The sequence below is a fragment of the Ruegeria sp. N7 genome (assembly GCF_056531345.1).
Genome location: NZ_JBQFLR010000005.1, coordinates 77796 through 103876 on the forward strand (window position 1 = coordinate 77796; position 26081 = coordinate 103876).

The 26081-nt window shown below is 57.7% G+C and carries 33 protein-coding genes and 1 tRNA gene; 17 read left to right on the forward strand and 17 right to left on the reverse strand.

The window, feature by feature from the left end; translation table 11 throughout:
- Positions 1–132: 132 nt before the first annotated feature.
- The 3 genes from ACR0ES_RS08845 to nthA are packed head-to-tail and all read right to left on the reverse strand — an operon-like array spanning position 133 to position 1747.
- The gene (locus ACR0ES_RS08845) at positions 133–462 is read right to left on the reverse strand and encodes a nitrile hydratase accessory protein (protein ID WP_480481538.1); all 330 of its coding nucleotides are present in this window, start codon (positions 460–462) and stop codon (positions 133–135) included.
- The gene (gene nthB, locus ACR0ES_RS08850; protein WP_480870318.1) at positions 459–1136 is read right to left on the reverse strand and encodes a nitrile hydratase subunit beta; all 678 of its coding nucleotides are present in this window, start codon (positions 1134–1136) and stop codon (positions 459–461) included. The genes ACR0ES_RS08845 and nthB overlap by 4 nt, the downstream gene beginning before the upstream one ends.
- Positions 1133–1747: a nitrile hydratase subunit alpha gene (gene nthA / locus ACR0ES_RS08855; RefSeq protein ID WP_480870320.1), complete on the reverse strand. Its 615-nt coding sequence runs from the start codon at positions 1745–1747 to the stop codon at positions 1133–1135. Before nthA ends, nthB begins: the two co-directional genes overlap by 4 nt.
- Before the next feature lie 150 nt (positions 1748–1897).
- Here nthA and secG point away from each other — a divergent pair, with 150 nt between their 5' ends.
- From secG to ACR0ES_RS08910, 11 genes are all read left to right on the forward strand, one after another.
- Positions 1898–2260 carry a preprotein translocase subunit SecG gene (gene secG, locus ACR0ES_RS08860; RefSeq protein WP_209504291.1) on the forward strand — a complete coding sequence of 121 codons (363 nt, stop codon included), beginning with the start codon at positions 1898–1900 and terminating at the stop codon, positions 2258–2260.
- Between the two features lie 160 nt (positions 2261–2420).
- The gene (locus tag ACR0ES_RS08865) at positions 2421–4064 is read left to right on the forward strand and encodes a CTP synthase (RefSeq protein WP_209595839.1); all 1644 of its coding nucleotides are present in this window, start codon (positions 2421–2423) and stop codon (positions 4062–4064) included.
- 112 nt (positions 4065–4176) lie between these two features.
- Positions 4177–4659 (forward strand): bacterioferritin, encoded by a 483-nt coding sequence (locus ACR0ES_RS08870; protein WP_267365948.1) that lies wholly within the window; start codon positions 4177–4179, stop codon positions 4657–4659.
- A 160-nt stretch (positions 4660–4819) separates the two neighbouring features.
- On the forward strand, positions 4820–5590 hold the full coding sequence (locus tag ACR0ES_RS08875; RefSeq protein ID WP_480870322.1) for an isocitrate lyase/PEP mutase family protein: 771 nt from the start codon (positions 4820–4822) through the stop codon (positions 5588–5590).
- A gap of 180 nt (positions 5591–5770) precedes the next feature.
- Positions 5771–6220 (forward strand): tellurite resistance TerB family protein, encoded by a 450-nt coding sequence (locus ACR0ES_RS08880; RefSeq protein ID WP_209504295.1) that lies wholly within the window; start codon positions 5771–5773, stop codon positions 6218–6220.
- A gap of 20 nt (positions 6221–6240) precedes the next feature.
- Positions 6241–6678 carry a tellurite resistance TerB family protein gene (locus tag ACR0ES_RS08885; protein ID WP_209504296.1) on the forward strand — a complete coding sequence of 146 codons (438 nt, stop codon included), beginning with the start codon at positions 6241–6243 and terminating at the stop codon, positions 6676–6678.
- The gene (locus ACR0ES_RS08890) at positions 6675–7424 is read left to right on the forward strand and encodes a phosphate/phosphite/phosphonate ABC transporter substrate-binding protein (RefSeq protein ID WP_480481552.1); all 750 of its coding nucleotides are present in this window, start codon (positions 6675–6677) and stop codon (positions 7422–7424) included. Before ACR0ES_RS08885 ends, ACR0ES_RS08890 begins: the two co-directional genes overlap by 4 nt.
- Positions 7425–7552: 128 nt before the next feature.
- On the forward strand, positions 7553–8329 hold the full coding sequence (locus ACR0ES_RS08895) for an ABC transporter ATP-binding protein (protein WP_267365283.1): 777 nt from the start codon (positions 7553–7555) through the stop codon (positions 8327–8329).
- Positions 8330–8363: 34 nt separating this feature from the next.
- Positions 8364–9113 carry a transporter substrate-binding domain-containing protein gene (locus ACR0ES_RS08900; protein ID WP_267365285.1) on the forward strand — a complete coding sequence of 250 codons (750 nt, stop codon included), beginning with the start codon at positions 8364–8366 and terminating at the stop codon, positions 9111–9113.
- 79 nt (positions 9114–9192) lie between these two features.
- Positions 9193–10080, forward strand: coding sequence for an ABC transporter permease (locus ACR0ES_RS08905; RefSeq protein ID WP_480481688.1), 888 nt, complete (start codon positions 9193–9195; stop codon positions 10078–10080).
- A 91-nt stretch (positions 10081–10171) separates the two neighbouring features.
- Positions 10172–10978 carry an ABC transporter permease gene (locus ACR0ES_RS08910; RefSeq protein ID WP_209595834.1) on the forward strand — a complete coding sequence of 269 codons (807 nt, stop codon included), beginning with the start codon at positions 10172–10174 and terminating at the stop codon, positions 10976–10978.
- A gap of 92 nt (positions 10979–11070) precedes the next feature.
- Here the strand turns inward: ACR0ES_RS08910 and ACR0ES_RS08915 are convergent.
- Both ACR0ES_RS08915 and ACR0ES_RS08920 read right to left on the reverse strand, forming a co-directional pair.
- A tRNA-His gene (locus tag ACR0ES_RS08915) sits at positions 11071–11147 on the reverse strand.
- Positions 11148–11195: 48 nt separating this feature from the next.
- The gene (locus tag ACR0ES_RS08920; protein ID WP_480537535.1) at positions 11196–11678 is read right to left on the reverse strand and encodes a GNAT family N-acetyltransferase; all 483 of its coding nucleotides are present in this window, start codon (positions 11676–11678) and stop codon (positions 11196–11198) included.
- Between the two features lie 77 nt (positions 11679–11755).
- On the opposite strand from ACR0ES_RS08920, the gene ACR0ES_RS08925 reads away from it, so the two are divergent.
- Positions 11756–11944, forward strand: a complete 189-nt coding sequence (locus ACR0ES_RS08925; RefSeq protein WP_117869403.1) for a DUF6324 family protein — start codon at positions 11756–11758, stop codon at positions 11942–11944.
- Positions 11945–11948: 4 nt separating this feature from the next.
- Here ACR0ES_RS08925 and ACR0ES_RS08930 read toward each other — a convergent pair whose 3' ends face one another.
- A complete protein-coding gene (locus ACR0ES_RS08930; protein WP_209504302.1) occupies positions 11949–12380 on the reverse strand; it encodes an MmcB family DNA repair protein in 432 nt (143 codons plus the stop codon).
- 114 nt (positions 12381–12494) lie between these two features.
- On the opposite strand from ACR0ES_RS08930, the gene ACR0ES_RS08935 reads away from it, so the two are divergent.
- Positions 12495–12815: an ArsR/SmtB family transcription factor gene (locus tag ACR0ES_RS08935; protein WP_209504303.1), complete on the forward strand. Its 321-nt coding sequence runs from the start codon at positions 12495–12497 to the stop codon at positions 12813–12815.
- On the forward strand, positions 12812–13237 hold the full coding sequence (locus ACR0ES_RS08940; RefSeq protein ID WP_480537534.1) for an SRPBCC family protein: 426 nt from the start codon (positions 12812–12814) through the stop codon (positions 13235–13237). The genes ACR0ES_RS08935 and ACR0ES_RS08940 overlap by 4 nt, the downstream gene beginning before the upstream one ends.
- A gap of 387 nt (positions 13238–13624) precedes the next feature.
- On the opposite strand, the gene ACR0ES_RS08945 is transcribed toward ACR0ES_RS08940, so the two are convergent.
- From ACR0ES_RS08945 to ACR0ES_RS08970, 6 genes are all read right to left on the reverse strand, one after another.
- Positions 13625–14791, reverse strand: coding sequence for an adenylate/guanylate cyclase domain-containing protein (locus ACR0ES_RS08945; RefSeq protein ID WP_480492680.1), 1167 nt, complete (start codon positions 14789–14791; stop codon positions 13625–13627).
- Between the two features lie 265 nt (positions 14792–15056).
- A complete protein-coding gene (locus ACR0ES_RS08950) occupies positions 15057–15362 on the reverse strand; it encodes a hypothetical protein (RefSeq protein WP_480481563.1) in 306 nt (101 codons plus the stop codon).
- A gap of 59 nt (positions 15363–15421) precedes the next feature.
- On the reverse strand, positions 15422–15904 hold the full coding sequence (nusB, locus tag ACR0ES_RS08955) for a transcription antitermination factor NusB (RefSeq protein ID WP_480481565.1): 483 nt from the start codon (positions 15902–15904) through the stop codon (positions 15422–15424).
- On the reverse strand, positions 15901–16452 hold the full coding sequence (locus ACR0ES_RS08960; RefSeq protein ID WP_209504307.1) for a 6,7-dimethyl-8-ribityllumazine synthase: 552 nt from the start codon (positions 16450–16452) through the stop codon (positions 15901–15903). The genes nusB and ACR0ES_RS08960 overlap by 4 nt, the downstream gene beginning before the upstream one ends.
- A 2-nt stretch (positions 16453–16454) precedes the next feature.
- Positions 16455–17576: a 3,4-dihydroxy-2-butanone-4-phosphate synthase gene (gene ribB, locus ACR0ES_RS08965; RefSeq protein ID WP_267365297.1), complete on the reverse strand. Its 1122-nt coding sequence runs from the start codon at positions 17574–17576 to the stop codon at positions 16455–16457.
- A gap of 104 nt (positions 17577–17680) precedes the next feature.
- Complete coding sequence (locus tag ACR0ES_RS08970) at positions 17681–18268, reverse strand: riboflavin synthase (RefSeq protein ID WP_480773566.1); 588 nt, start codon at positions 18266–18268, stop codon at positions 17681–17683.
- Positions 18269–18409: 141 nt separating this feature from the next.
- Here ACR0ES_RS08970 and ACR0ES_RS08975 point away from each other — a divergent pair, with 141 nt between their 5' ends.
- The 3 genes from ACR0ES_RS08975 to ACR0ES_RS08985 all read left to right on the forward strand — a co-directional run bounded on the left by ACR0ES_RS08975 (position 18410) and on the right by ACR0ES_RS08985 (position 22926).
- Positions 18410–19708 carry a capsule biosynthesis protein gene (locus ACR0ES_RS08975; protein ID WP_480870324.1) on the forward strand — a complete coding sequence of 433 codons (1299 nt, stop codon included), beginning with the start codon at positions 18410–18412 and terminating at the stop codon, positions 19706–19708.
- Positions 19709–19788: 80 nt separating this feature from the next.
- Positions 19789–20922, forward strand: a complete 1134-nt coding sequence (locus ACR0ES_RS08980) for a polysaccharide biosynthesis/export family protein (protein WP_348540319.1) — start codon at positions 19789–19791, stop codon at positions 20920–20922.
- Positions 20923–20925: 3 nt separating this feature from the next.
- Positions 20926–22926: a capsular polysaccharide biosynthesis protein gene (locus tag ACR0ES_RS08985; RefSeq protein WP_480870327.1), complete on the forward strand. Its 2001-nt coding sequence runs from the start codon at positions 20926–20928 to the stop codon at positions 22924–22926.
- A 2-nt stretch (positions 22927–22928) separates the two neighbouring features.
- On the opposite strand, the gene ribD is transcribed toward ACR0ES_RS08985, so the two are convergent.
- The 5 genes from ribD to ACR0ES_RS09010 form a co-directional block, all read right to left on the reverse strand.
- Positions 22929–24029 (reverse strand): bifunctional diaminohydroxyphosphoribosylaminopyrimidine deaminase/5-amino-6-(5-phosphoribosylamino)uracil reductase RibD, encoded by a 1101-nt coding sequence (ribD, locus tag ACR0ES_RS08990; RefSeq protein ID WP_480870330.1) that lies wholly within the window; start codon positions 24027–24029, stop codon positions 22929–22931.
- Positions 24026–24496: a transcriptional regulator NrdR gene (nrdR, locus tag ACR0ES_RS08995; protein ID WP_267367325.1), complete on the reverse strand. Its 471-nt coding sequence runs from the start codon at positions 24494–24496 to the stop codon at positions 24026–24028. Before nrdR ends, ribD begins: the two co-directional genes overlap by 4 nt.
- A gap of 120 nt (positions 24497–24616) precedes the next feature.
- Positions 24617–25030, reverse strand: coding sequence for a secondary thiamine-phosphate synthase enzyme YjbQ (locus ACR0ES_RS09000; RefSeq protein WP_480486070.1), 414 nt, complete (start codon positions 25028–25030; stop codon positions 24617–24619).
- A gap of 21 nt (positions 25031–25051) precedes the next feature.
- Complete coding sequence (locus tag ACR0ES_RS09005) at positions 25052–25456, reverse strand: hypothetical protein (RefSeq protein ID WP_480773561.1); 405 nt, start codon at positions 25454–25456, stop codon at positions 25052–25054.
- Between the two features lie 77 nt (positions 25457–25533).
- Complete coding sequence (locus ACR0ES_RS09010) at positions 25534–26079, reverse strand: DUF4166 domain-containing protein (RefSeq protein WP_480870333.1); 546 nt, start codon at positions 26077–26079, stop codon at positions 25534–25536.
- Positions 26080–26081 lie beyond the last annotated feature (2 nt).

Here is a 26081-nt window from a genome sequence, read left to right on the forward strand (position 1 = left end):
CGCGCAGGCGCGCGATGCCTCCGGCGGGGATATTTGTAGCCAGATGAAGAGCGGATCCCCTGCTTCATCTGGCTTTAAATATCCCGGGGGAGGCGCCCGGAACGGGCGGCGGGGGCAGAGCCCCCTACCCTGTCATCGTAAGTGGACAGGTTGTCCGTGCGGAGTGGTCAGGTAAGCCTCTTCCCAGGCCTTATGCAGATCCTGCACATCTTTCGGCATGGCAGCGCCCTGTTCGACCAGCAATGCCTCAAGCGTTTCCAGCCATGCGTGGAAGTAATCGTCACCGCCATCCAGTTCCCGGGCAAGCCCGTTGCGTTTCAATGTCGCTGAAAAACGCGCCGCCCAATCCGCCCATTCGAACCGCCCGGCCTCGTTCAGCGCGACTGTGACGGCAAAGACCTGAGCGTGCCAGGGCTCAGCAAAAACCGGCTCGGGGGCTCCGTATGTGATGCAGTCGTTCATTCCGGTTGCAGGTAGCTTTGCCAGAGGTCCAGAACCACCTGGTCAGCGGGATGTTCGGGGGCGGCCCAGAGTTCTGATGCCGCAAAGACCACTGCATAAATCGGCTCTGGCGCCTCACCCAACCCATGCGCATTGGAATCGGGCAGAACATGGGTTCCGTGCAGGCGCAGGATTCGGCCCCTGGCACCGGATGCATAGACAGGCAGGCGCGTGTGACCTCCATCCACGAGGCGATTTGCCGCCGGTCGGACCGTGACAACCTCTTGCCCCACAGAATACAGCGCCGCGACATTGGAAGGCCTGTCCGCAGGCCCGCCTTTGGCCAGCGCAGCGGACACCGCTTCCGCCTTGAGTGCTCTGTCCGCCAAGGGGTGCGGTTCGTCGCCGCTCACGCCACGCAGATCATCCAATGTCAGAACACCCTTTTCGACAAGCAGATCGGCCAGACCGGATATCCATTTCTCATAATACGAAAACCGGGTGTAGTCCTTCGGAGACAGGCGTTCGCGCGCGTGGCGTGAAACGTCGATGTTCCACTGCCCCAGAAACCCAGATGCAAGTGTGACCGCAAGAGCGCGGGCGTGCCAGTCTTTGGCAAAGACCGGCGCATCCTCTGCCTCTGGACTTATCGGACCATCACCGAAACGTCCTCCCATATCGTGAACGCGGGTCATGCGGGCACCCTGGGAAGGCCCGTGCCGATCATGCTGTCGCGCGTCACAAGCGCGGTTAGTTCATCTTCGTTCATCCCTTCTGTGCCTTCAGGGCGCATGGGCAAGACAAGGTAGCGAATTTCGGCCGTCGAATCCCAAACCCGTACAGAGGTGTCTTGGGGCAAGGTGACGCCGAATTCGGCCAGCACCTTGCGCGGTTCTCGCACTGCGCGGGCGCGGTAGGCGTCGGATTTGTACCATCCGGGCGGTATGCCCAGCAGCGGCCAGGGGTAACAGCTGCACAGTGTGCAGACGACCATATTGTGCCGGTCCGGTGTGTTCTCTACCACCACCATATGTTCACCCTGGCGGCCATAATAGCCAAGGTCGGCCACGACCGGAGTGGCGTCTTCAAGCAGGGCAGCTTTGAAGGCAGGGTCGCTCCAGGCTTTGGCAACGACGCGCGCGCCGTTTTGCGGCCCGATCCTGTTCTGATAAGTGTCGATAATCTCATCCAGAGCCGCCGGATCGATCAGCCCTTTGCGAGTCAGAATCGTCTCAAGCGCTTTGACGCGCAATGCGGGTTCGGGTGGCAACAGGGCATGCGGGTGGTCGTGATCGTCATGTGGCATGGCCGCAGCCTGCGTCACAACTCAACGCACTGTCCAGTCCCTTTGACGTGATGGGATACATCAAGGAAGTTGATGCCAACTCCTGACTTGCCCCCGCTGGCAAACTTGCATAAGTACCACGCGATACACGCCACGCTGTACAGGACCACCATGGAAAACGTCGTTCTCATCATCCATCTTCTTCTGGCTCTGGGCCTGATCGCCGTTGTCCTGATGCAGCGGTCTGAAGGCGGTGGCCTTGGCATGGGCGGTGGCGGTGGTGCGATGACCGGTCGCGCGGCAGCGACGGCTTTGGGCAAGCTGACGTGGATACTTGCAGCGTGTTTCATCGTCACCTCGATCACGCTGACCATTCTTGCGGCTCAGAAATCTTCGGGCAGCTCGGTAATCGACCGTCTGGGCGTTCCGGCACCGGCTTCGACCGAGGAAAGCGCTCCGGCTATTCCGTCGGTTGATGATCTTCTGCCGCCGGCACAGGACGACAACGCGCCGCTGATCCCGCAGGCGGATTGATCCACAAAACCTAGAAACCTGAGAGAGGACTGCAACAGCATCTTGCGGTTCTCTTGCGCTTTTGGCGCGAATCCTTTATACGTGAAGTCCCGTGATGCAGCGGTTTTTCGGAACCGCCGGGCAGCTGATTTTGACGTCTCACGGGAGCAGCCGAAAAACTATGGCACGTTTTATTTTCATCACCGGTGGTGTGGTTTCGTCCTTGGGCAAAGGGCTGGCTTCGGCAGCTTTGGGCGCTTTGTTGCAGGCCCGCGGTTATTCGGTGCGTCTGCGCAAGCTGGACCCCTATCTGAACGTCGATCCGGGCACGATGTCGCCGTTTGAGCATGGCGAAGTGTTCGTCACCGATGACGGGGCCGAAACCGATCTGGACCTGGGCCATTACGAACGGTTCACCGGCGTGGCTGCCCGCAAGACCGACTCGGTCAGTTCCGGGCGGATCTATTCGAACGTGCTCGAGAAAGAACGCCGTGGCGATTACCTTGGCAAGACCATTCAGGTGATCCCGCACGTCACAAACGAGATCAAGGATTTCATCGCCATAGGCGAGGATGAGGTTGATTTCATGCTGTGCGAGATTGGCGGCACTGTGGGCGATATCGAAGGCCTGCCCTTCTTTGAAGCCATCCGCCAGTTCAGTCAGGACAAGCCGCGCGGGCAGTGCATTTTCATGCACCTGACGCTGCTGCCTTACATCAAGGCCTCGGGTGAGTTGAAAACCAAGCCGACCCAGCACTCGGTTAAAGAACTGCGTTCGATCGGTCTGGCCCCCGATATTCTGGTCTGCCGGTCCGAAGGGCCGATCCCGACCAAGGAACGGGAAAAGCTGGCCCTGTTCTGTAACGTGCGCCCAGACAGCGTGATCGCGGCACAGGACCTGTCCACCATTTACGACGCGCCGCTGGCCTATCACCGCGAGGGGCTGGATCAGGCCGTTCTGGATGCCTTCCAGATCAGCCCCGCTCCCAAGCCCGATCTGGCCAAATGGGAAGATGTGAGCGACCGCATCCACAACGCCGAGGGCGAAGTGAAAGTGGCCATTGTCGGCAAATATACGCAGCTTGAGGACGCCTATAAGTCGATTGCCGAGGCGCTGACCCATGGCGGTATGGCCAACCGCGTGAAGGTCAAGATCGAGTGGGTGGATGCCGAGGTTTTCGACACCGAAGACGCGGCCCCGTATCTGGAAGGCTTCCACGCCATCCTTGTCCCCGGTGGGTTTGGCGAGCGTGGCACCGAAGGCAAGATCAAGGCGGCGCAATATGCGCGCGAGCACAAGGTTCCCTATCTGGGCATTTGTCTTGGCATGCAGATGGCGGTGATCGAGGCTGCGCGGAACGCTGCGGGTATTACCGAAGCCGGGTCCGAGGAATTCGACCATGAGGCCGGGAAGAAACGGTTTGAACCGGTGGTCTATCACCTCAAGGAGTGGGTACAGGGCAACCACAAGGTCGAGCGCAAGGTCGGCGACGACAAGGGCGGCACAATGCGCCTTGGGGCTTACAACGCAGTATTGGCGGATGGATCCAAAGTGGCCGAGGTTTATGGCGGCACGCAGATCGAGGAACGTCACCGCCACCGCTATGAGGTGGACATCAAGTATCGCGACAAGCTTGAAAAAGCGGGCCTGAAGTTTTCGGGCATGTCGCCGGACGGACGTCTGCCCGAAATCGTGGAATGGGCGGATCACCCGTGGTTCATTGGCGTTCAGTACCATCCGGAATTGAAGTCCAAGCCGTTTGACCCGCATCCGCTGTTTCGCGAATTTGTGCGGGCCGCGAAAGACACCTCGCGCCTGGTTTGATCCCTGACTGTGTCGGACTGTCACCCCACGTTGTTTCGTGGGGGCTGACCTCTTAACTGTGTGGAGAGGCAGGTTTTCTGCTTTTGCATTTCACGGTTTCAGGAGATTTCCGATGAGCAACGCAACAACGATCACCAACCTTCAGCAAGCGCTTCATATGGAGCTTACTGCCGCGCACCAATACCAGTTGCACGCGCATGTTCTGGACGACTGGGGCCTTGATATTCTGGCCGAGAAAATGCGGGGCGAGATGCAGGAAGAGTTGGTGCATTCTGACGCCTTTATCGAACGTATCCTGTTTCTGGGTGGAACCCCCGAGCTTGCGTTTCAGAAAAGCCCAGCCGCAGCGGGCACGCTGGAAGAGATGTTCGCCTCTGATCTCAAAGACGAGAGTGAGGCCGTCGACTTCTACACCAATGCAGCGCAACAGGCGGCCGAAGTTGGTGATGTTGGTTCGCGTACACTGTTCGAACGCATCCTGATGGAAGAAGAAGGTCATAAAGCCTGGCTGGAGACACAGCTGAGCCTTCTGCAACGTCTGGGCGAATCTGCGTTTAGCGCGAAATTCGTCTCTGGCGCTGCGGGCGACGCCTGAGACCTTGGTTTCAAACCGGTGGGTGTCACAGGTGCTTTGCGAAGCTGACGCAATCTGTGCCTGTGCCGTCACCTTAAATTGACCTGGCTGGGTGCAAAAACTCTGGCCGGGTCATTTTCTCAGCGTTAGCTGTAGGATACGTGACAACAGGAGAGTTCCGATGACCAGCCAGTCCCAGAAAGCCGTGACCTTTACCAGCCTTCACAAGAAGGGCGATCCTGTCATTCTGTTCAATATCTGGGACGCTGGCAGCGCTGGCGCCGTTCGGGACGCTGGTGCCCAGGCCATCGCGACCGGCAGTGCCCCTGTTGCCATGGCGCAAGGTTATGGCGACGGGCAGAACATTCCACTTGAGGCCGCGTTGGACAATGCACGCCGCATCGTTGCGGCTGTTGATCTGCCGGTAACACTGGATTTCGAGGGGGCTTATGCCGAAGACCCGCAAGGGATCGCGCAAAACGTTCGGCGCGCACTTGACTGCGGTGTTGTCGGGTTCAACTTTGAAGACCAGATCATCGGTGGTGACGGTCTCTACGATATCGCCACTCAGGCCAAACGCGTTGAAGCGATGTGCGACGCTTGCGCGCGCGCAAGCATTCCCGGCTATGTCAATGCGCGCACAGATATCTTCCTGAAGGCCGCAGCGGACACCCATGACGACACGATGCTGGATGAGGCCATTGCCCGTGCCAATGCCTATGCTGACGCAGGCGCCAGCGGATTCTTTGCCCCCGGGCTAAAGAACGAAGCCCTGATCGCCCGGCTTTGCGAATCCACCACGTTGCCGGTCAATATCATCGCCCTGCCCGGCACGCCGGATACGGCCACTCTGGCAAAGCTCGGGGTCGCGCGGATCAGCTACGGCCCGGTCCCCTATCGCCAGATGCTGGCCTGGTTGCAGAACGCAACCAAAGAGGCGCTGACCTGGTAAACGCAGGCCTTTGTTTCTTAAGGACAAATTGAAACTCATGGATATTGGGCAATGATTGATTGTTGGCCGGTGTGTACCCGGTGCCGCGCAGCTCTGGTTCAGCGCGGGACACACGCAATACTATAGCAAGACCGGCATTTCGTGCTTGGCCGATCACGACCTGTCGTCTAGGTGTTTGTTATGTTGAAAAGGTTCTTTAAGGCGCTCAGACCGCCTCATCATGAACAATTGCCGGACCCGGATGCAGAACTTGCTCTGGGTGCTCTGATGGTGCGCGTCGCGCAGGCAGATCGCGATTATAAGCTGGAAGAGATCAGTCTGATCGACAAGATACTGGCTCGTCTTTACCAGCATAACGCGATTGAGGCGGCCAAGGTTCGGGCCACCTGCGAAAAGCTCCATGCTGCGGCACCGGAAACTGATACGTTCGGCAAACTGATCCGGGAAACCACGGACCTAAAAGAGCGGCTGGCAGCCCTTGACGCGTTGTGGGAAATCGTTCTGGCAGATGGCAGTTCGGACGAGGGCGAGATAAAGATCGTCGAAGAAGCCCGCATTGCCATGGGCCTGAGCTATAATGACAGTCAGGCAGCGCGCGAGCGCGTCCAAAGCCGCTTGGATGTGAGTTAAGCGCCCGCTATATCTTACCCATGTTCAGCGACTTTCTTTCCAGGCTCACACAGCCCAAGCCCGACCCGCTTGTCGAAGATGATGCCCGCCTGGCCCTGACGGCCCTGCTGGTGCGTCTGGCACGATCTGACAACGATTATTCTGATTCTGAGATGGCGCGCATCGACCGCATCTCGGCTGAACGATACGGTTTGTCCCCGTTCGAAAGCGCGGCTTTGCGCGCCCGTGCCGAAGATCTTGAGGCCGAGGCCCCCGACACGGTCCGTTTTACCCGTGCCATCAAAGAAGCTGTCGCTTATGAAAACCGGCTGGCGGTGGTTCAGGCGCTGTGGTCGGTGGCGCTGGCTGATGGCCACCGTACGGGTGAGGAGGACTCGCTGCTGCGTCTGGTTGTCAGCTTACTAGGGGTCAGCGACGTGGATTCGGCTTTGGCCCGGCAAAAGGCCGCTAAATCTTGATCGCCATGCTTGGCATGTATGACATGCCCGAGGTTCAGGCCGCCAATGATCGGTTCTGGGGGTTGATTCGTGCGCATTTGGGATGCGGGCCAGAACAGCTGACGCGAGACACCGATGTTTGGCAGGTCTGGCTTGATCCCGAACTGGTGCTGGCGCAGACCTGTGGAATGCCCTATCGCACACGCTTGCATGGTCGGGTTCAACTGGTGGGCACCCCGGATTACGGCCTGCCCGGTTGTCCTGCCGGGCATTATTGCTCGGTCTTTGTGGCGCGGCGCGACGACAACCGCACGCTGGCGGGCATGACTGACGGTATCTTCGCGTATAACGAAGCGCTGTCTCAATCCGGCTGGGCAGCACCGATCACGCATCTATCCCGAGAGAACCTGAATCCTGCGTCGTTGTTGGAAACAGGCGGTCACGCGCTGTCAGCGCAGGCGGTCTCGGACGGGAAGGCAGATTTCGCCGCGCTGGATGCATTGACCTGGATGATGTTGCAGGAACATACCGATCTGGGCAAAAGCCTGCGCGAATTGGCAAAAACCTCTCCTACACCAACCCTGCCCTATATTACTGGACCCGACCAAAACGCGGATCTGGTCGCAGACGCAGTTCGAACCGCAATAGTCGGCCTTGCCGAACACGACCGCAAAACGCTGCATATTCAGGGGCTGATCGACATCCCGGCGGAGGAGTACCTGTCCGTACCGACCCCGCCACCGCCATGCGCACAGCGGATAATCTGATGACCAAATTGTCCGGTGCATTTGGTCATTTTGGCTGTTTCCGACCCTGAATTTGCGAATTGCGCATTGCATTGAGCAAATTTTTCGGCCCTATTACCGCACCAACACCACAAACTACTGGACTGCCCGTGACAGAAATCGCTCCCGTCATCGAAATCAAAAACCTTCACAAAAGCTTCGGCAATCTGGAAGTGTTGAAGGGGGTGGATATCACAGCGCATGGCGGCGACGTGGTCTCGCTGATCGGGTCATCGGGGTCAGGAAAATCAACTTTGCTGCGCTGCTGCAATCTGTTGGAAGACAGCCAGCAGGGCGAAATCCTGTTCAAAGGCGAACCTGTCAAATGGTCGGGCGATAGCCATGGGCGTCGCCCCGCGGACCCCAAGCAGGTTCTGCGCATCCGCACCAACCTGTCGATGGTGTTTCAGCAGTTCAATCTGTGGGCGCATATGACCATCCTGCAAAATGTGATGGAAGCCCCCGTGACCGTTCTGGGCCGCGACAAGGCCGAAGTGGAAGACAGCGCGCGCAAATACCTTGAGAAAGTTGGGATTGGCGACAAATGCGACGCCTATCCGGCGCAATTGTCCGGCGGTCAGCAACAGCGTGCCGCGATCGCGCGGGGGCTGTGCATGGAACCGCAGGCGCTGTTGTTCGACGAACCGACCTCGGCGCTGGATCCCGAACTTGAACAGGAAGTGATCAAGGTGATCAAGGATCTGGCCGCAGAAGGGCGCACCATGATCATCGTGACCCATGACATGAAAATGGCGGCAGATATCTCGAGCCACGTGGTATTTCTTCATCAGGGCCTGATCGAGGAAGAAGGTTTGCCCGAAGATATCTTTACGTCACCCGAATCCGAACGGCTTCGGGGCTTTCTCTCCGCTACTCAAGCGGCTTAACTTCTAGAACAGAACCAAAACTGGGGAGTAACCAATGAAAAACCTGATTCTGTCCACTGCAGCCCTGGCGCTGACTGCTGGTATCGCGATGGCCGACACGGTCCGCATGGGCACCGAGGGCGCCTACCCTCCGTACAACTTCATCAACGATGCAGGTGAAATCGACGGGTTCGAGCGTGAAGTCGGCGACGAGCTGTGCAAACGCGCTAACCTGGAGTGTGAATGGGTCAAGAACGACTGGGACTCGATCATTCCGAATCTGGTCTCGGGCAACTACGACACCATCATCGCCGGTATGTCGATCACAGCCGAACGTGATGAGGTCATCGACTTTACCCAAGACTATTACCCGCCGACCGCGTCGGCCTATGTCGCGACCTCTGACTCGGCAGACGTAACCGGCGGTGTCGTTGCTGCGCAAACCGCCACGATCCAGGCAGGCCACGTTGCCGAATCCGGTGCAACCCTGGTCGAATTCGCGACCCCGGAAGAAACCATTGCAGCCGTCCGTAACGGTGAAGCCGATGCCGTTCTGGCCGACCGCGACTATCTGGTGCCGCTGGTCGAGGAATCGGGCGGTGAGCTGGTCTTTATCGGCGATCCGGTTCCGCTGGGCGGCGGTGTCGGCATGGGCCTGCGTGAAAGCGACGGTGAACTGCGCGGCAAATTCGACGAAGCCATCACTTCGATGAAAGCTGACGGCACGCTGAACGAGATGCTGATCAAGTGGTTCGGTGAGGGCACCGCCACATACGGTACTGACGGTTCGGTCGTCACCAACTAAGACCTGACCAATCCCGGTCCGGTGCTTTGGCGCCGGGCCGCTTCCGGCCTAGCCGGAACAGACGTTGGAAAGACGCCATATGTTCTCGTACTGCGCTGATCCTGACACGCTGGGCACGTTCCGCTGGTTTTCATGCTACCTGACCAATGGCGTCCACTGGTCGTTCTACCTGTCTTTCATCAAGGTTTTGGCCTTGCTGGCTGTGACCGCGCCCGTCGCTCTTGGCTTCGGGTTTGCTGGAGCCATGGCGGCGCGCTCGCATTTCCCGCCCCTCAGCTGGTTGGGCAAAGGATATATCGCGATTGTGCGCGGCGTGCCCGACATTGCGTTTTTCCTGTTCTTCGTCATCGCGTTGGATCAGGCGTTTGAGTGGACGCGGCATAAGATATTGTGCCCGGACTGGACCGACCCAATCCGCCAGGGCAATGACTTCCTCGTTTGTCAGGCCGCCAAGCTGCCACTTGGAACCGCGCCTGAATGGGTGCATGAAACCTATGGGTTTTTCCTTGCGGTCATCACCTTCTCTATCGTTTTTGGTGCTTTCGCGGCCAATGTCCTGTTCGGCGGAATGCGCGCCGTACCACATGCGCAACTGGAAACGGCCGAAGCTTATGGCATGAATCGCCGCCAGACCTTCTGGAAAATCCTCGTACCTCAGATGTGGGTTTACGCGCTGCCCGGCCTGTCCAATCTGTGGATGGTGCTGATCAAGGCGACACCCCTGCTCTTCCTGCTGGGCGTCGAAGATATCGTGTATTGGGCGCGCGAACTGGGCGGCACCAAAACCTCGAAATTCACGCAATACCCGCATGGCGACTGGCGCATGTGGTATTTCCTGTTCCTGCTGATCTTTTACCTTGGCATGACCCGTTTCTCGGAACTTGGGCTTGAAAAACTGATGCGGCGATTGTCCCACGGACAGGCCACTTCCGGCGGAGAGCTTCTGCGCAAGGAGACCACGGCATGATGATCCGCGTTCAAGACCGCAACCGGGTGCCGCACGCGATTGCACAGCAATCTCTCTCGCGCCCGCAATCTCCTTTCCAAGGAGCCCGATCATGAGTTGCATCCAGACCATTCAGGATTACGGCCTGCGGTCGCTTGGCTTTGGCGAGCGCCTGCTGCCTAAAACCGATTTCACCCTGTGCGAACAGTTCACCCTGATCGGCTCGGGCATGATCTGGAACATCTATTTCGGCGTCATGGCGCTGGCGACCGGGTTCTTTCTGGCCACCGCGCTGGCCGTCGGCAAAGCCTCGACCAACAAATGGCTGCGCAAACCTGCCGAATGGTTCATCTTTCTGTTCCGGGGCTCGCCTCTCTTTATCCAGTTCTTCTTTGCCTATTTCTTCTTCCTGTCGCTGAAGAAAACATATCCGATGTTCGACGCCTTCACCTCGGCCTGGCTGGGGGCGCTGATCGTGCTGTTCCTGAACACCGCAGCCTATTCGGGTGAGATTTTTTACGGTGCCCTGCGCTCGATCCCCAAGGGAGATATCGAAGCGGCAGATGCCTATGGCATGTCCGGCTGGTCGCGGTTTCGGCGGATCGTCTGGCCCACCATGCTGCGTCTGGCCTGGCCGGCCTATACGAACGAAGCGATCTTTCTGTTCCATGCCACCACGCTGGTCTTCTTCTCGGCCTTTCCGGCCTGGCAACAACGTGGCGACGCGCTCTATTACGCCAGCTATTTCGCGGACAAAACGTTCAACCCCTTCATCCCCTATCCAATTCTGGCGTTCTATTTCATCCTGCTGACATTGGTGATTGTCGGGGGATTTGGCCTGATCAACAAACGCCTGAACCGCCACCTGCCCACCGCCAAACGGGCAAAAATGCGGTTCAAACTGAACCTGGCGCGCTAAAGGACAGCGCGCCGTAAATTCCGGCGTTCAAGCCTACACTACGCTTGTAATACGCTTGGTGATGCGAACACGGACAGTCGATTTGGGGGGAATGGTACCGCCTCCCTGGCTTGAACAGGGGACCTCTGGATCCACAATCCAGCGCTCTAACCAACTGAGCTAAGGCGGCACTTTGTGAGGGGCGATGTACCGAACGCGCCGGGGGAATGCAAGAGGATTAAAGCCTAATTCTCCAGCTTTGTTCGACAAGATCGACGCCAAAGGAATGCACCGGTTTGCTGTCGATCAGTTCCCAGCCAAACGCCCTGTAAAGCGCGCGGGCAGCCGTATGACTTTCATGGGTCCACAAAACCATTTCCCGATATCCAGCCTCGCGTGCGAAGTCTGTACAGGTCTGTAACAGCCGTTTCCCCAACCCAAGTCCGCGCGCTTCGGGGACAAGCAGGAAGAGGCGTAGTTTGGCGGTTGTCTGGTCAACACGCACGCAGAAGATGCTACCCAATCTTTGCCCAGCCCGTTCAACAATCCAGCCTTTTTCAAAGGACGGGTCATTGTTGGCAATGAACTCCTCAAGGATGCGCGCAACCAATGGGGCAAAGCTGTCATCAAATCCTTCGTCGCGCGCATAGAGTAACCCGTGCTGTTCGACCAGCCACGCGGCATCATCGGGGCGAAACGTTCTGAGAACCACTTTATCCATGTCTTATCTGACCGCAAAGGTGACTTGATTCTCAACCCCGTGCGCGCTAGCACGAATGCTCAGTCTCGGAGGCATCGATGGGCATCAATACCGAACGCGATATTCAGGCCAACCTGCAAATCGGTCCGACCGATCAGGGGATGGTACGCTTGTTCATCGAAGCCGACGGCATCGAGATTCCGATGGATTTCGACCCCGAGGAAGCCGAAGAAATCGCCGACGAGATCCGCGCCGCAATACAGGCCGCCCTCGCCGTCAAAGGCTGAGCTTTTACAAGCGCGGATCGCGCAGCGCATGCAGTCGGCGTGCTGCATCTGTCGCAAATTTCTGGATCATCTTCTTGCGCCGCGCCGGGGCAAGCTTGTCCTCGGGCGCCATGCGCACGATCTCGGCATCATAGGCGTCAGCAATGATCAAGCCCGTTTCGTCAGGCAACAGATCGGTCGGAAACTCGGTATCCACGGCCCAGAAGAATCGGTCACACCATTCCAGATAGCCCTGCCATTTGGCATCCGATTGATAATCGGCACGGCTGGATTTGCATTCGATCACCCAAATCTCACCTTTGGGACCCAGCCCCATCACATCGACACGCAAACCACGTGCCGGAACGAATTCTTCAACAGAAACAAAACCATGCGCGGCAAGGTGGCGTGCGACGCCACGCGCCAGTTTCTGTCCGGGCTGCAAATCTAACAACATACCCCAAATGTGAACAATTGGTGAACAAAAGTAAAGTGCTCCATCGCGCTTGACATAATACCATTTGGCATCATATTAATACGATACCAAATGGTATCTCTTCTGGAGTTGCTTATGGATAACCGAACTCAAAACGCGTTCCGTGCGCTGGCCGATCCCACACGTAGGGACATTGTACAATTGCTCTCGTCTCAGGACATGACCATCGGGCAGTTGACAGACCAGTTCGACATGACTCGGGCCGCGGTCAAAAAGCATCTGACCGTGCTATCCGACGGCGGCTTGATCACCGTCGAAACCCGTGGCCGCGAACGCATTAACCGTCTTGAACCACAGGGGATGGCCCCCGTTCTGGACTGGCTCAGGTATTTTGACCAGTTCTGGGACGATCGCCTCAACTCTCTCAAGGAAGCTGTTGAAAGGAAATCGAAATGACCGATGCAGTTCTGAAGAAATCGATCTTTCTGAGGGCCGAACCGGAAACGGTATGGGCTTATCTTACAGACCCGGATCGCCTGGCGGAATGGTTCCACAAACCGAAACATCCTCTGACCGCGGGTCAAAAGCTGGAGATGTTTGGCACAACAAGCGGCGAACTGTTGATCTGGGGTGAGGTTCGCGTTGCCAACCCTCCCAAATATCTGGAATACACGTTCACCGTAAAACCGATGGGCGACGCGGTGAGCGTCGTCAAGTGGACCCTGGAACCCGTCGCAGGCGGGACGCGCCTTGACCTGCGGCATGAAGGCCTGCCGCAGGGGGCCGATGCCTTTGGCCTGATCCTGGCGCTGGACAAGGGTTGGGACGAGCACTTTGGCAAGATGCGCACGGCATTGCACGAAACTGTTGATGCCTGACCCCTTGTGCGAACCCGTCAGACGCCCTACTTAAGCGCGTGGCGGGTTCTGCCCTTCTTGTGACAGGTAGCATTCTGGTGGCCTTAAGCAATTCCGAGGGGGCTGGCTCTGTTCAGGTCCTGGCCTGATTACCTGGCGCCCACCTGTATATACAGGTCCTCGGGAATCAAACCACACGGTTGTTTGGTGGTCCCGCCACATTGCTGAATTGGCTCAGAGCACCACCAACGTCGGTCTTTACACGCCTGGATGCCATGCAGATCAAATTAATCCGCTCTGATAGCCCAATTCTTCCAAAAGCAATGCTAACTTAGTGTACCAGCCTTCCTGTTGAAACATAGCACCCATTCCCTGGCCCCAAGAATATTCATGCAAACTGGTTCAAGGCTATCCTTCGATGAGAGAAAACAATTCGATTGGATTAGCAAGGCCACGAACTTCGTGAACCCCACAAGGCAAAAACAGATCAGGTGAGGTCCCAGCAATCGCTGATGTTACCAGCACTCTGTGACCGATAGACTTGGTTAGACCTTCTATGCGACTGGCAACATTCACTGCGCCCCCGAGAACCGTGAAATCAAGCCTTCCCGGACTGCCGATATTGCCATAGCTGACTTGCCCAACATTGATCCCGATTCCTACATCCAAAGACGACTTATTAGCCTCAACGCGGCGACTGTTGAGCGTCGTCAAACCGGCCAATACACTTTGTGCGGCTTGCGCAGCCTTTCGGCATCGGTCGGCGTGGTCAACCTGAGTTGCGATGGTGAAGATCGAGAGAATACCGTCACCCATAAACTTGAGAACATCGCCGCCGTTCTCTTCTACGGATTGCACAACCAGATCAAAGTAACCGCTCAGCGCGTCAAAAACATCCACCTCGGGAGCGGCTTCCGAAAGAGCCGTGAAACCTCGCAAATCAGAAAACATGACAACTGCATCAACTGTCGTTCGTTCGCCCCGCTTGATCCGCCCATTCCAAACCGCATCAGAGGGCCCATCACCAAGATATGTTCGTAGAAGCCCCTTGGCTGACTTGCGCATTGTGACGGGTTCCAAGGCGGACGATAGAGCAGGCAGAGCTTCCTCAATCAATTCCAGATGTTGCGGTGAAAAACCGTCTGGGTCCTGTGTAACAAATGTACAACCGTGCAGAGATCCATCACCATAATACATAAGGGTGGCATAGTAGTCTGTGCCACCCGACTCAGCGAATTCAAGATACGATGAATGCTCGGTCCTTGGATCAAGTTGTCGCAGACTTTTATGAAGTGGCTTTCTGTGCTCCAGAATGTACTCAAATGAGCTGCCAACATACCCGTCTGTCGACATCGTTTCATGAGTTACGTCGTAGCTGTCGGTCCGGTCAGGGGTCCAGACTATCCCCCATGCAATAAGTAACGGATTGGCGAACCGCTGACCAATATTGACTCGCCAGAGTGGAACGCCTTCGTCAACTAATGACGAGCAGAAATGAGAAACTACTTTCACGGGGTCGCCTGAGCGGCGTCCTTCGGTAATCATCCAGTCGGTTAATTGTGGTACGGAGGCCATGTTGTCAAACTAGTCGCTTGGACAAGATGATCAAAGTCCCTTCCTATTAGCAGGTTATTCAAAGCGCTATATTGAAGGAATATGTTCAGACCAAGGCCCCAGATACGCCATTCTGAATATCCGCGATAGGCTGAAATCAACCGCATACAAACGTGACAGCGGCTGCATCTGCTTTGAAGCTGCAACAGTCAATGTCGGCGCAACCATCTCACGATATGCCAGAGAACCCATAAGAGGCTTGGTGTGATAAAGCCTGGCATCAAAATTAGCGTGAAACACTCGCCTCTTGCTTGATCGCAACTGGTTTCAAATCATCTAAAACCGGTGTTCCCCGGCGCGGGCCTTGCGGCTTTTCTGCCATGCTCATGATCTTGTAGGCGAACTGGACACCGGCAAAGACAATGCCGTTCATGAACCAGATCATCACCAAAGCGATAAGACCGATTTCCGAACTGGTTATCAGATGGCGCAGGTTTGCGACATTCAGCGCCAACAGGACGCCGACAAACACAGCCGAAATGACAAAGCCCCAGGCAACTTGCGTGATATAAAGGCGGATCAGTTTGGGCATGGCGAACCTCTTTGCGCTATGACATTCAAGTTAGCGCATATCTGGTTCTCGTAAAGGCGTCAGAATGCCTCGGGCTGTGCCTCGCGGGCCATATGATCCAGCACAGCATTGACGAATTTCGGCTCTTTGCCTTCCGGGAAAAACGCACGCGCAACGTCAACAAATTCAGTGATGACAACCTTTGGCGGCGTGTCGCTTTGGGTCAGCTCTGCCCCAGCCGCACGGAACAGCGCCCGCAAGGTCGGGTCAATCCGAGCGATCGGCCATTTGGCGACCAGCGCACGGTCCGTCATCTGGTCGATGGCCGCCTGATAGTTCACCGCATTGTCGACCAACGAGCGGAAGACACTGATATCACCGTCCAACATTTCCTCACCCTCATAGACAGCGCCAAAACGGTGATCCAGAAACTCATTCACGACAGCTTCGGTCGTTTGCCCGGACTGTTCCATCTGGAACAGCGCCTGCACGGCATAAAGCCGGGCGGCGGATTTCATCAGGCGTTTCTGGTTGGCCGGTTTCGGCGCGTCTGTCTTGGTCATGCTGTCGAGGGTCCGTTGCTGTCGCCCGCCACGAGGATGGACTCGGACGGCGGTTTGAAACCAACGCCCTTTTTGGAAGAGCCCCACTTACGGCTGAGCGCGATCAGATGCAAGGCCGCAGCAGCAGCCCCACCCCCTTTATTCATCTTTTTCGGGTTCGCGCGGACTTCGGCCTGCGCGTCGTTTTCCACAGTCAGAATGCCATTGCCGATGCACAGGCCCTGCAGGCCCATCAACTGGATGGCCCGGCTGGAGTCATTGCAAACGGTTTCGTAATGCGTGGTCTCGCCGCGAATGACGCAGCCCAGCGCGACGTAGCCATCAAAGTTGCACTGACGGTCGGCCATTGCGATGGCGGTCGGGATTTCCAGCGCGCCGGGCACCTCGACCACTTCGCAGGTTCCGCCCGCGGCTTCGATTTCGGCCTTCGCGCCCGTGATCAGGTTATCGGCAATCGCACGATAAAACGGCGCCGCCACGATCAGCAGCTTGACCGGCTTGTCAAATGTCGGTGTCGGCAGAACGCCATGTTCGTCTTGAGCAGCCATGATCAGTCTTCCTTCAAAATCGAACGGGTACCGACGATGGACAGGCCAAACGCGTCAAGCCCCAGATATACGGTTTCTGGCGAGTCGGTCAGCAGAACCAGTTCCTGAATTCCCATCTTGGACAGGATCTGGGCCCCCAGACCGGTTTGTTTAATGGTGCGCGGCCCCTCGTCACCCGTCGCATATAGCGAGTTGCGCGGTTGACGGAACAGGCAGACCACGCCCCGTCCTTCTTCAGCAATCTTTTCCATGGCGCGCGGCAGTTCGCGCGAGGATTTCGGACCAAGACCCAGAATATCGGGGGCCTCGTGCAGAGCATGGGTGCGGGTCAACACCGGTTCGGGTGTGGTGATGTCGCCCTTGATCATGACCACATGTTCGATGCCATGGGTCTGATCGGTGAACAGCCGCATCTCCCACTCGCCGCCATATTCTGACGTCACCATCTGACGCGAGGTTTCAACCACCAGATTGTCGTTGCGCGACCGGTAGGCAATCAGGTCACTGATCGTGCCGATCTTCATGTTGTGCTCTTGCGCAAACTCAACCAGATCAGGCAGACGCGCCATGGTGCCGTCGGGTTTCATGATCTCGCAGATCACGCCCGAGGGGTTTAGACCGGCCAGACGCGAGATATCAACGGCAGCCTCGGTATGACCAGCACGCACCAGCACCCCACCCCGCTTGGCGCGCAAGGGGAAGACGTGGCCTGGTGTTGCGATATGGGCCATTGTGTTCTGCTCATTGATCGCAGTCGCCACGGTCAGCGCACGATCGGCGGCAGAGATCCCGGTGCTGACCCCTTCGCGCGCCTCGATGGACACGGTGAATGCGGTTTCGTGCCGGGACGAGTTGTTCACCGCCATCATCGGCAGCCCAAGCGCTTCGACCCGTTCTGCCGTCATAGGCAGACAGATCAGGCCACGGCCATGGGTGGCCATAAAGTTAATGGCCTCGGCATCCGCGAACTCGGCAGCAATCACCAGATCGCCCTCGTTTTCGCGATCCTCGTGATCGACCAGAATATACATCCGGCCGGCTCGCGCCTCTTCAATAATGTCTTCGATCGGGCTGATCGCGTCGCGCAGCCGGGCCTCGACCGGGCCGGGTGTCTCAAAGCTCATTGGGCAGCCTTTCGCATGGCATGTTTGAACGGCGGAATAGACCACTGAGGGCACAAAGACCAGTCCACAAACGGCGCAGGTCTGCTCCGACGCGACGTATGGTATCAGGACATCTCGGCCAGACGCGCCACATAACGGGCCAGTGTATCGATCTCAAGATTGACCCGGTCCCCGACCTGCACGTGGCCCCAGGTGGTGACCTCTTTGGTGTGTGGAATGAAGTTGATGCCGAAATCGCAATCTGTCACGTCATTGACCGTCAGGGATGTGCCATTCAATGCCACCGATCCTTTGGGCGCGATGAACCGTGCAAGATCCTTTGGCGCGCGCAAGGTGACGCGTGTGCTGTCGCCGTCTTCCTTAATCGCGATCACCTCGGCTACGCCATCCACATGGCCCGAGACGATGTGACCGCCCAATTCGTCACCAACCTTCAGGGCACGTTCAAGATTGACACGCTTGCCGACAGTCCAGGTGTCGAGATTGGTTTTCGAGACGGTTTCCGCGCTGATCTGGACGTCATACCAATCGTCGCCCAGCGCGATCACGGTCAGACAAACACCGTCACTGGCAATCGAGGCCCCGATATCGATGCCCGCAGTGTCATACGCAGTCCTGATCCGCGCACGCAGGTCTCCCTGCTGCTCCAGCTCGGCGACGGTGCCCATGTCGGTGACGATCCCTGTAAACATTCCGTTAACCCTCAGTTCCTAACCTGTGCCTGACTATCACCGTCGAGGTAAGGCCAACGGGCCGCGCGGGCAAGCCCTGCCTTGCCGTACACCGACCAAACGGGCATAGTTTTGGCAACAACAACAATACGAGCAGTTCGGATGCCGCACCCGCCTTCAAGGTCTCATGATCGGGTCTTCCTGTTCCTTCAGGGCCCGCACGGACCTTTTTTCCCGGCCTTGGGGCGTATGTTGCGCGCCACGGGGGCTCGGGTCTGGCGGGTTGGGTTCAATGCAGGCGATCAGGCGTTCTGGTTTGACAAGGCAAGCTACATCCCGTTTCAGGACAAACCGGAAAACTGGCCCGCAACACTGTCCTCTTTGATCGCTGAAAAAGCTGTTACGGATATTGTTCTATATGGCGACACCAGACCCATACATGCGCGTGCGGTCGAAATCGCGCGGTCTTGCGGAGTTACCGTTCATGTATTCGAGGAGGGGTATCTGCGCCCATGGTGGGTGACTTATGAGCGGGACGGATCAAACGGAAATTCCCGGCTGATGTCGCTGGACGTTCAGCAGATGCGCCAGGCCTTGGCCCTGTCCGACCGAAAGGCGCCGCCGCCACCGTCGCATTGGGGAGACATGCGGCACCATATCTTCTATGGCGCCCTTTATCATTGGTTCGTGATGGCCCTGAACAGTCGTTACCGCAACTTTCAACCGCACAGGGAATTGCCTGTCTCGCAGGAATTCAGATTGTACCTCAAGCGGCTGTTTTTGATGCCTTTTCACCGTCTTCAGCGAAGTTTGGCGACGACGCGGGTCAGGTGGGGCGGATACCCCTATCATCTGGTACTGTTGCAGCTTGGGCATGACAGTTCGGTGCAGGCTCATTCCAGCTTTTCGGGTATGTGTGAATTTCTTGAGCTGGTAATCGAAGGATTTGCACAAGGCGCGCCCGCCCATCACAGGCTGGTGGTAAAGGAACACCCGTTGGAAAACCATCGCGAACCGTTGCGACGCCGGGCCCGCGAGATAGCCGGAAAACATGGCATCAGCGACCGGGTTCATTATGTGCCGGGCGGCAAGCTGGCCAGATTGCTGGATGAGGCAAGTTCGGCCGTCACCGTGAATTCCACCGCTGGACAGCAGGTCCTGTGGCGGGGTATTCCATTGCGCATTTTCGGGCGTTCGGTTTACGACAAGCCCGATTTCGTCTCACAGCAGCCGATCGCAGCGTTTTTCGCCGATCCCCGCCACCCGGATGCCGAAGCCTATCGCTGTTATCGGCAGTTTCTTCTGGAAACCAGTCAGGTACCCGGCGGGTTCTATTCAAGACGAGGGCGCCGACAGCTGCTGCGCCGCGCCGTGGATATGCTTTTGGACACCAACGATCCTTACCAATCGGTCCTGAATACGAACGAGGCGCGAACGACACAGTTGAAAGTCGTCGAATGAAACGGGTGGTGTGTGACTGGAAGTTAAGCAACTTACCAGCTAGTCTGCACGCAACTACAAAAGACTGAGGATATCGGGCGGTGAAAGTCTCTCCTAGGCGATGGATGCGGGGTGTGTCCCTTGTGGCTGCAATTGGTCTGCTGGCTGCGTGCCAGCTACCAAAATCCGGACCGAACAAATCCGAAATTCTGGCCGGTTCAGTTCAAAACGGGGGCAACGCATATGTCGTTGAAGTTGACGACAATGTCACACGCGCGACGTCCGCCATTCCTCAGTACGGCTTTTCGTCCTCCTTCAGCAGTGCCCAGACATTGACCGCAGATACCGTCCGCCCTGGTGACGTGCTGGGGCTGACCATCTGGGAAAACGTCGATGATGGCTTGCTGTCAGGCGAAACCGGTCTTGCGACCGCGTTGAACGAGGTTCAGGTTGATAGTGACGGATTTATCTTTGTCCCCTATGCAGGCCGGATTCGGGCCGCGGGAAACACGCCGGAACAGCTGCGCGTTCTGATCACAGACAAGCTTCAGGAACAAACGCCGGACCCGCAGGTCGAAGTACGGCGCGTCGCGGGTGACGGGTCCACCGTCTCGCTGACGGGCACGGTCGCCGCACCGGGCATTTATCCGATTGAACGGCCAACCCGATCGCTGCTTGGTATGTTGTCCCAGGCGGGCGGGGTCTCGGTCGCGTCGGACATCGCGCTGGTGACCCTGATCCGGGGCGATCAGAAGGGTACCGTTTGGTACGAGGACCTGTTCCGCAACCCCAAGCTGGACGTCGCCCTGCGCGGTGGCGACCGCATTCTGGTGGAAGAGGACAGCAGATCGTATATCGCCCTTGGCGCAACCGGGGGCCAGTCGCGCGTGGCATTTGAAAGTCAGGATCTGTCGGCACTGGAAGCCTTGGCGCAGGTCGGTGGTCTGCTGACGCTTTCCTCGGATCCAACGGGAATATTCATTCTGCGCAAGGAACGTCAGGATGTCGCCCGCAGTATCACCGGACGCGCCGACCTTAAAGGGGATCAGCGCATGATCTACCTGCTGAACCTGACAGCCCCCAACGGCCTGTTCATTGCACGCGATTTCGTGATCCGGGATGATGATACAATCTACGTGACCGAAGCGCCCTATGCGCAGTGGAGCAAGTCGATCTCACTTATCGCAGGCGGTCTGACTCCCGTTGCAAACGTTGCCACGCTAACCGGCAATTGATGCATGCGGCCCGATCCCGACACGTCAGCCGGGAGCGGGCAAAATCGGCTGTTTGTTTATAACGGCGGCTTTCTGACCCAGAAACGTCTGAGACGAATTCTGTCGCTTTCGGGTTACGACATTCGACTGGGATTTCCGAAAGAAGGCGATTGCGTAGGCGTCTGGGGCAACAGCCCGACAGCACATCGCGGTCTTAAGATTGCTGAAAAACACGCTGCCCCGATTCTGCGGGTCGAGGACGCCTTTCTCAGATCTCTGCACCCGGGCCGGAATGGCGAGCCCCCTTCGGGGCTGTTGCTGGATCGTTCCGGCCTGCAATTCGATGCCGCCACGCCGTCTGAACTTGAAACAATGCTGGCCACGCACCCTCTGGATGACACGGCCCTGCTGAACCGGGCCCGCGCCGCGATCACGCGGATCAGAGAGCTTAACCTCAGCAAGTATTCCGCCTTCGATCTCGATCTTGAACCACCCGATCCGGGCTATGTTCTGGTGATTGATCAGACGGTCGGCGATGCGTCGGTAACAGCAAGCGGAGCGGACCGCGCCCGGTTTCTTGAAATGCTTGTCTTGGCGCAGGAGGAAAACCCCGGCGCGCGCATCCTGATCAAGACGCATCCTGAAACACTGGCGGGTCACCGTCAGGGGCATTTTACCGATCAGGACCTGTCAGACCGGATAACGCGGTTCAGCGACCCGATCAGCCCATGGCCGTTGCTTGAAGGGGCTGTTGCTGTCTACACCGTGTCCTCACAACTGGGGTTTGAGGCAATTCTGGCAGGCCACAAACCGCGTGTGTTCGGCCAACCTTTCTATGCCGGATGGGGCCTGACGCAGGATGACAGACCCGTTCCGCGCCGCCAGCGCAGCCTGACACGGGCGCAATTGTTCGCGGCCGCCATGCTGCTGTACCCGACTTGGTATGACCCCTATCGCGATCAGCTGTGCGAGCTGGAAACGGTACTGGACACGTTAGAGGCAAATACCCGCGCCTGGCGACAGGACAAGAACGGCTGGACGGCATCCGGGATGCGCTTGTGGAAACGCAGGCATCTGCAACAGTTTTTCGGGCAACATGGAAAGCTGCGCTTTACGGCATCTCAACCCGGCACACCGGACCGCCCCCACATGGTATGGGCCAGCCAGGCAAGGAACACCGAAGGGGCGGTTCGGGTCGAAGACGGGTTCCTGCGTTCACGCGGGCTTGGGGCGGCACTGGTCCCGCCATTGTCGCTGGTGACAGACGAGATCGGTATCTACTACGACCCGACAAAACCCAGCCAGTTGGAAGAGCTGATCACTTTGCGTGAAACTTTGAGGCCGGATCAGGACCTGCGCGCGGAACGTCTTGTCGAAAACCTTTTGGCCGAAGGCCTGAGCAAATACAATACCGGCAATCCGACCAGCCCCCTGCCCGAAGGCCATCGTATTCTTGTGCCCGGACAGGTCGAGGACGACGCCTCGATCCTGTTGGGTACCAGCGCGGTCCGCAACAATCTGGACCTGCTGAAAACTGTGCGCGATGCCAATCCCGACGCGATCCTGATTTACAAACCCCACCCCGATGTCGAAGCGGGTCTGCGCGAAGGCAGGATCGATGCCGAGGCGATTGCAGACATTGTTTTAACCCAAACAGACCCCGCGTCATTGTTGCCGCACGTGCAGGAAGTATGGACCATGACATCGCTTCTGGGGTTCGAGGCTTTGCTGCGCGGCGTGAAGGTTACAACTCTGGGCGCGCCCTTTTATGCGGGTTGGGGGCTGACCACGGATCTGGGGGTTGTTCCCGCCCGGCGTGGCGCACGACCAACGTTGATGGGCCTCGTCCATGCCACCCTGATTGATTACCCTCGTTATTTCGACCCGGTCACGGGGCAACCCTGCCCGGTCGAGGTTGCAGTTGAACGTCTGGCGCAGGGCACTTGTGCTCCGACCGGTCCGTTCAATCGAGTTCTGTCAAAACTTCAGGGCGCGTTTGCGACACATGCGCACTTGTGGCGCTAAACCTAGTCCGACGCCCTGCGCCAACGGTGCAGGATATCCCCACCCACCACTTTCGCTTCAACCAGTTCGAACCGTGGCGCGGCGTCCAGTGTCGTTAAAGCCAATGTTCCCACGGCAGCCAGACCTTCGGCTCCGATGGTCAATCCAGCGGTAAATCCGACCAGTTCATCCACCAGATCCTCGGCCAGCAGCGACGCTGCCAGCGCCGCCCCACCTTCGCAGAAGACGCTGGTCAGACCGGCTTGCCCCAACTGTTGGAGCAGATCGACCGCGTCAACCTGATGATCTTTCAAAGCACAGGGGATCAGCTTTGCGCCCAATCCTTCCCAGGCTTTCGCGCGCTCGGAATCCGGGTGATGCGCATGGCAGAGCCAGACAGGTGTCTTTGATGCCGTGCGGGCCAAATGTCCCATCAGGGATATGTCCATATGGCGCGAAACGACAACGCGCACCGGTTGATGTTCAACGCCAAGATCCCGAACCGTCAGTGACGGATCGTCGGCCCGCGCGGTACCCGCTCCGACCATCACCGCATCGTGACGCGCACGCATGGCATGGACAACACGACGCGCCTGTGGCCCGGTAATCCATTGGCTGTGTCCGGTCGAGGTTGCGATCCGCCCATCAAAACTGCTGGCCAGCTTGAGGGTCACGAAAGGTCGGCCTTGTTCCGTCTTCAGGAAGAAGCCTTCCAGATCACGTTCCGCCTGCTCTGCGAGGACACCGGTTACGACCTTAATTCCGGCCTCGCGCAACTTGGCAAAGCCCTGCCCTGCGACGCGCGGATCACTGTCTTCCACGGCGGCCACGACACGGGCGACACCCGCAGCAATCAAAGCCTCGGCACAGGGGGGTGTCTTGCCGTGATGGGCGCAGGGTTCCAAAGTTACATAGGCGGTCGCACCGTGCGCGGCCTGCCCGGCTTGCGCCAAAGCCTCGGTCTCGGCATGGGGGCGACCGCCCGGCTGGGTCCAACCGCGCCCGACAATCCGGCCTTTGCGCACGATAACACACCCCACCGCAGGGTTTGGCCAGCACATCCCCTGACCGCGCCGCCCCAGTGACAGGGCCAGCGCCATGAAACGCTTATCTTTTTCGCTCACTCGTCCGTCGGTGGCTGCGGCGGGCGCAGTTCGTGGACAAACTCCTCAAAATCATCGGCCGCCTGGAAATTCTTGTACACACTCGCAAAGCGAACATACGCGACGGTATCGATCCGCGCCAGAGCTTCCATAACGATCTCACCGATCTTGTGGGACGGGATATCCGTGTCGCCCATGCTTTCCAGCCGACGCACGATACCCGAAATCATCTGATCGATCCGCTCGGGATCAACTGGCCGTTTCTGCATCGAGATGCGGATCGAACGTTCCAGTTTATCGCGATCGAAATCCTCGCGCTTACCATTGGTCTTTATGACAACCAAATCACGCAGCTGCACACGCTCATAGGTCGTGAACCGCCCGCCACAGGCCGGGCAGAACCGGCGTCGGCGGATTGCCACGTGGTCCTCTGCCGGACGTGAATCTTTTACCTGAGTATCGATATTTCCGCAAAACGGGCAGCGCATCCGCCGTCTCCTCGTCCCTTGTTCCGCCTCTTTTTGTAAGCGCTGCGACTTACTTATCCACAACTATAGGGCAGCAACTAGAGTTTGGGTAGTCGGAAATTTCAACCGCTAGATAAAGGGTCAGACAAGGTGCGCTGCAATCCGTCTCTGGTGTGGTGCCGTGCGGTGTTCAAACAGATATATCCCCTGCCATGTACCAAGGCACGGGCGACCCTGCACCACAGGTATCGACAAGGATACCGGCAACAGCGCAGCCTTTATATGCGCTGGCATGTCGTCGGGGCCTTCATAAGTATGCCGAAGATACGACATTGCCGGGTGATTGGACGGCGGCACCAGCCTTTCGAAAAACGCCCGAAGATCAGTTTGAACTTCGGGGTCTGCGTTTTCCTGAACAAGCAATGAACAGGAGGTGTGGCGAACAAAAAGCGTCAGTAAGCCATCCGTCGCCACCTGCCCCAGCCACTGCGTCACCTCGGACGTGAATTCGTAAAGACCTGATCCTTGGGTCCGGATTACAAATTCAGTCTGCATTCGCGGTGTCTCGCCGTTTTGTCAGTCGTTATAGAACGGTCGATAGTTACACCTGGCATTCGCGCCTTGTACAGACATGCTGGTGCCAGGTTGAAAACCGATTGTAACAAAGCTGCTTGGCTGTGCACCCACATTCTGGGGCGGCTTGGTCGAGAACTGAACCGCCGTTTTACGACCGGTGGTGACGCTTGGCCCATACCCGCGCAACACGTAGATCCGATCGCGCCAGCCCGCGCCCAATGTACGCCGTGCATAATCCGCTGCCGCGCACCAGTATCCTTCGGTACGCTGGTCGCCGCGCGGAATAACTTCGAAATCGGTGGCGTTTATCGGCTCGGTCCGGTAACCGTGCGGTGCCGCGTCAGCCGTCATTGGAATGCTGAACGCCAGGGCGGCAAGCGCGGCAAATGTCCGTGTATGTTTCATTGTCATAATTCCCTGATTGTGTGTCTCAAAAAGGTTAGGCCATAAGCTCCGTCGGCACAGGGTCGCTCACGTTCTGTTTAGTCCGTCTCGTGCGATGCGTGAACCGGCGTGAGCCAGCCCTGGTATCTGATCAACATTCCCAGTCCCGGCGCGTCTGCAGACACATCAAACCGAAAGCGCCCCGCTTTGTCCTGCCATTCGCGCGTTCTTGATCGCGGCAAGGTAAAAGATGGCATCGGGATGCCAAACACGGTCAGGCGGAGGATTTTGATATGCATCCCATTTTCCCACCAAACGGGCTTTAACCAGATCGAGATCGCGCCAAGAGATTCACGGACACACTCTCTTTTCGTATCATATTTCAGAGTTGATCGGGTTTTGTGGCCCGCGAAATTCCGATCCCATGACCAGAATTCGCCATCAGTATCAATGTGCACGGAGACGGGGACGTCTTTGCCGCTTTGCGGAAACCCGGCCAGACGTGTTGCAAGGGCAACCCATATCCCTTTGCCACGTTCGATGTCGCAACGTCCTGCAAAGCAGCCCTCGCTCATGTGCAAAACTCGAACCGCCTCTGGCAACCTTTCGGTCGATCCTATCGCCTTAAGAAACGGATCGCCCATCG

Bases quoted from the DNA above. Each gene is read 5' to 3' on its own strand.
- ACR0ES_RS08920 (WP_480537535.1), bottom strand. From the start codon at position 11,678: ATGGATAAAGTGGTTCTCAGAACGTTTCGCCCCGATGATGCCGCGTGG.
- ACR0ES_RS09000 (WP_480486070.1), bottom strand. From the start codon at position 25,030: ATGCAGACTGAATTTGTAATCCGGACCCAAGGATCAGGTCTTTACGAA.
- secG (WP_209504291.1), top strand. From the start codon at position 1,898: ATGGAAAACGTCGTTCTCATCATCCATCTTCTTCTGGCTCTGGGCCTG.
- ACR0ES_RS08960 (WP_209504307.1), bottom strand. From the start codon at position 16,452: ATGGCTGCTCAAGACGAACATGGCGTTCTGCCGACACCGACATTTGAC.
- ACR0ES_RS08845 (WP_480481538.1), bottom strand. From the start codon at position 462: ATGAACGACTGCATCACATACGGAGCCCCCGAGCCGGTTTTTGCTGAG.
- ACR0ES_RS08935 (WP_209504303.1), top strand. From the start codon at position 12,495: ATGGATAACCGAACTCAAAACGCGTTCCGTGCGCTGGCCGATCCCACA.
- nthB (WP_480870318.1), bottom strand. From the start codon at position 1,136: ATGACCCGCGTTCACGATATGGGAGGACGTTTCGGTGATGGTCCGATA.
- ribB (WP_267365297.1), bottom strand. From the start codon at position 17,576: ATGAGCTTTGAGACACCCGGCCCGGTCGAGGCCCGGCTGCGCGACGCG.
- ACR0ES_RS08875 (WP_480870322.1), top strand. From the start codon at position 4,820: ATGACCAGCCAGTCCCAGAAAGCCGTGACCTTTACCAGCCTTCACAAG.
- ACR0ES_RS08900 (WP_267365285.1), top strand. From the start codon at position 8,364: ATGAAAAACCTGATTCTGTCCACTGCAGCCCTGGCGCTGACTGCTGGT.
- ACR0ES_RS08950 (WP_480481563.1), bottom strand. From the start codon at position 15,362: ATGCCCAAACTGATCCGCCTTTATATCACGCAAGTTGCCTGGGGCTTT.
- ACR0ES_RS08905 (WP_480481688.1), top strand. From the start codon at position 9,193: ATGTTCTCGTACTGCGCTGATCCTGACACGCTGGGCACGTTCCGCTGG.
- ACR0ES_RS08880 (WP_209504295.1), top strand. From the start codon at position 5,771: ATGTTGAAAAGGTTCTTTAAGGCGCTCAGACCGCCTCATCATGAACAA.
- nrdR (WP_267367325.1), bottom strand. From the start codon at position 24,496: ATGCGCTGCCCGTTTTGCGGAAATATCGATACTCAGGTAAAAGATTCA.
- ACR0ES_RS08945 (WP_480492680.1), bottom strand. From the start codon at position 14,791: ATGGCCTCCGTACCACAATTAACCGACTGGATGATTACCGAAGGACGC.
- ACR0ES_RS08925 (WP_117869403.1), top strand. From the start codon at position 11,756: ATGGGCATCAATACCGAACGCGATATTCAGGCCAACCTGCAAATCGGT.
- ACR0ES_RS09010 (WP_480870333.1), bottom strand. From the start codon at position 26,079: ATGGGCGATCCGTTTCTTAAGGCGATAGGATCGACCGAAAGGTTGCCA.
- ACR0ES_RS08865 (WP_209595839.1), top strand. From the start codon at position 2,421: ATGGCACGTTTTATTTTCATCACCGGTGGTGTGGTTTCGTCCTTGGGC.
- ACR0ES_RS08940 (WP_480537534.1), top strand. From the start codon at position 12,812: ATGACCGATGCAGTTCTGAAGAAATCGATCTTTCTGAGGGCCGAACCG.
- ACR0ES_RS08870 (WP_267365948.1), top strand. From the start codon at position 4,177: ATGAGCAACGCAACAACGATCACCAACCTTCAGCAAGCGCTTCATATG.
- ACR0ES_RS09005 (WP_480773561.1), bottom strand. From the start codon at position 25,456: ATGAAACATACACGGACATTTGCCGCGCTTGCCGCCCTGGCGTTCAGC.
- ACR0ES_RS08985 (WP_480870327.1), top strand. From the start codon at position 20,926: ATGCGGCCCGATCCCGACACGTCAGCCGGGAGCGGGCAAAATCGGCTG.
- nusB (WP_480481565.1), bottom strand. From the start codon at position 15,904: ATGACCAAGACAGACGCGCCGAAACCGGCCAACCAGAAACGCCTGATG.
- ACR0ES_RS08930 (WP_209504302.1), bottom strand. From the start codon at position 12,380: ATGTTGTTAGATTTGCAGCCCGGACAGAAACTGGCGCGTGGCGTCGCA.
- ACR0ES_RS08970 (WP_480773566.1), bottom strand. From the start codon at position 18,268: ATGTTTACAGGGATCGTCACCGACATGGGCACCGTCGCCGAGCTGGAG.
- ACR0ES_RS08885 (WP_209504296.1), top strand. From the start codon at position 6,241: ATGTTCAGCGACTTTCTTTCCAGGCTCACACAGCCCAAGCCCGACCCG.
- ACR0ES_RS08910 (WP_209595834.1), top strand. From the start codon at position 10,172: ATGAGTTGCATCCAGACCATTCAGGATTACGGCCTGCGGTCGCTTGGC.
- ACR0ES_RS08975 (WP_480870324.1), top strand. From the start codon at position 18,410: ATGCCGCACCCGCCTTCAAGGTCTCATGATCGGGTCTTCCTGTTCCTT.
- nthA (WP_480870320.1), bottom strand. From the start codon at position 1,747: ATGCCACATGACGATCACGACCACCCGCATGCCCTGTTGCCACCCGAA.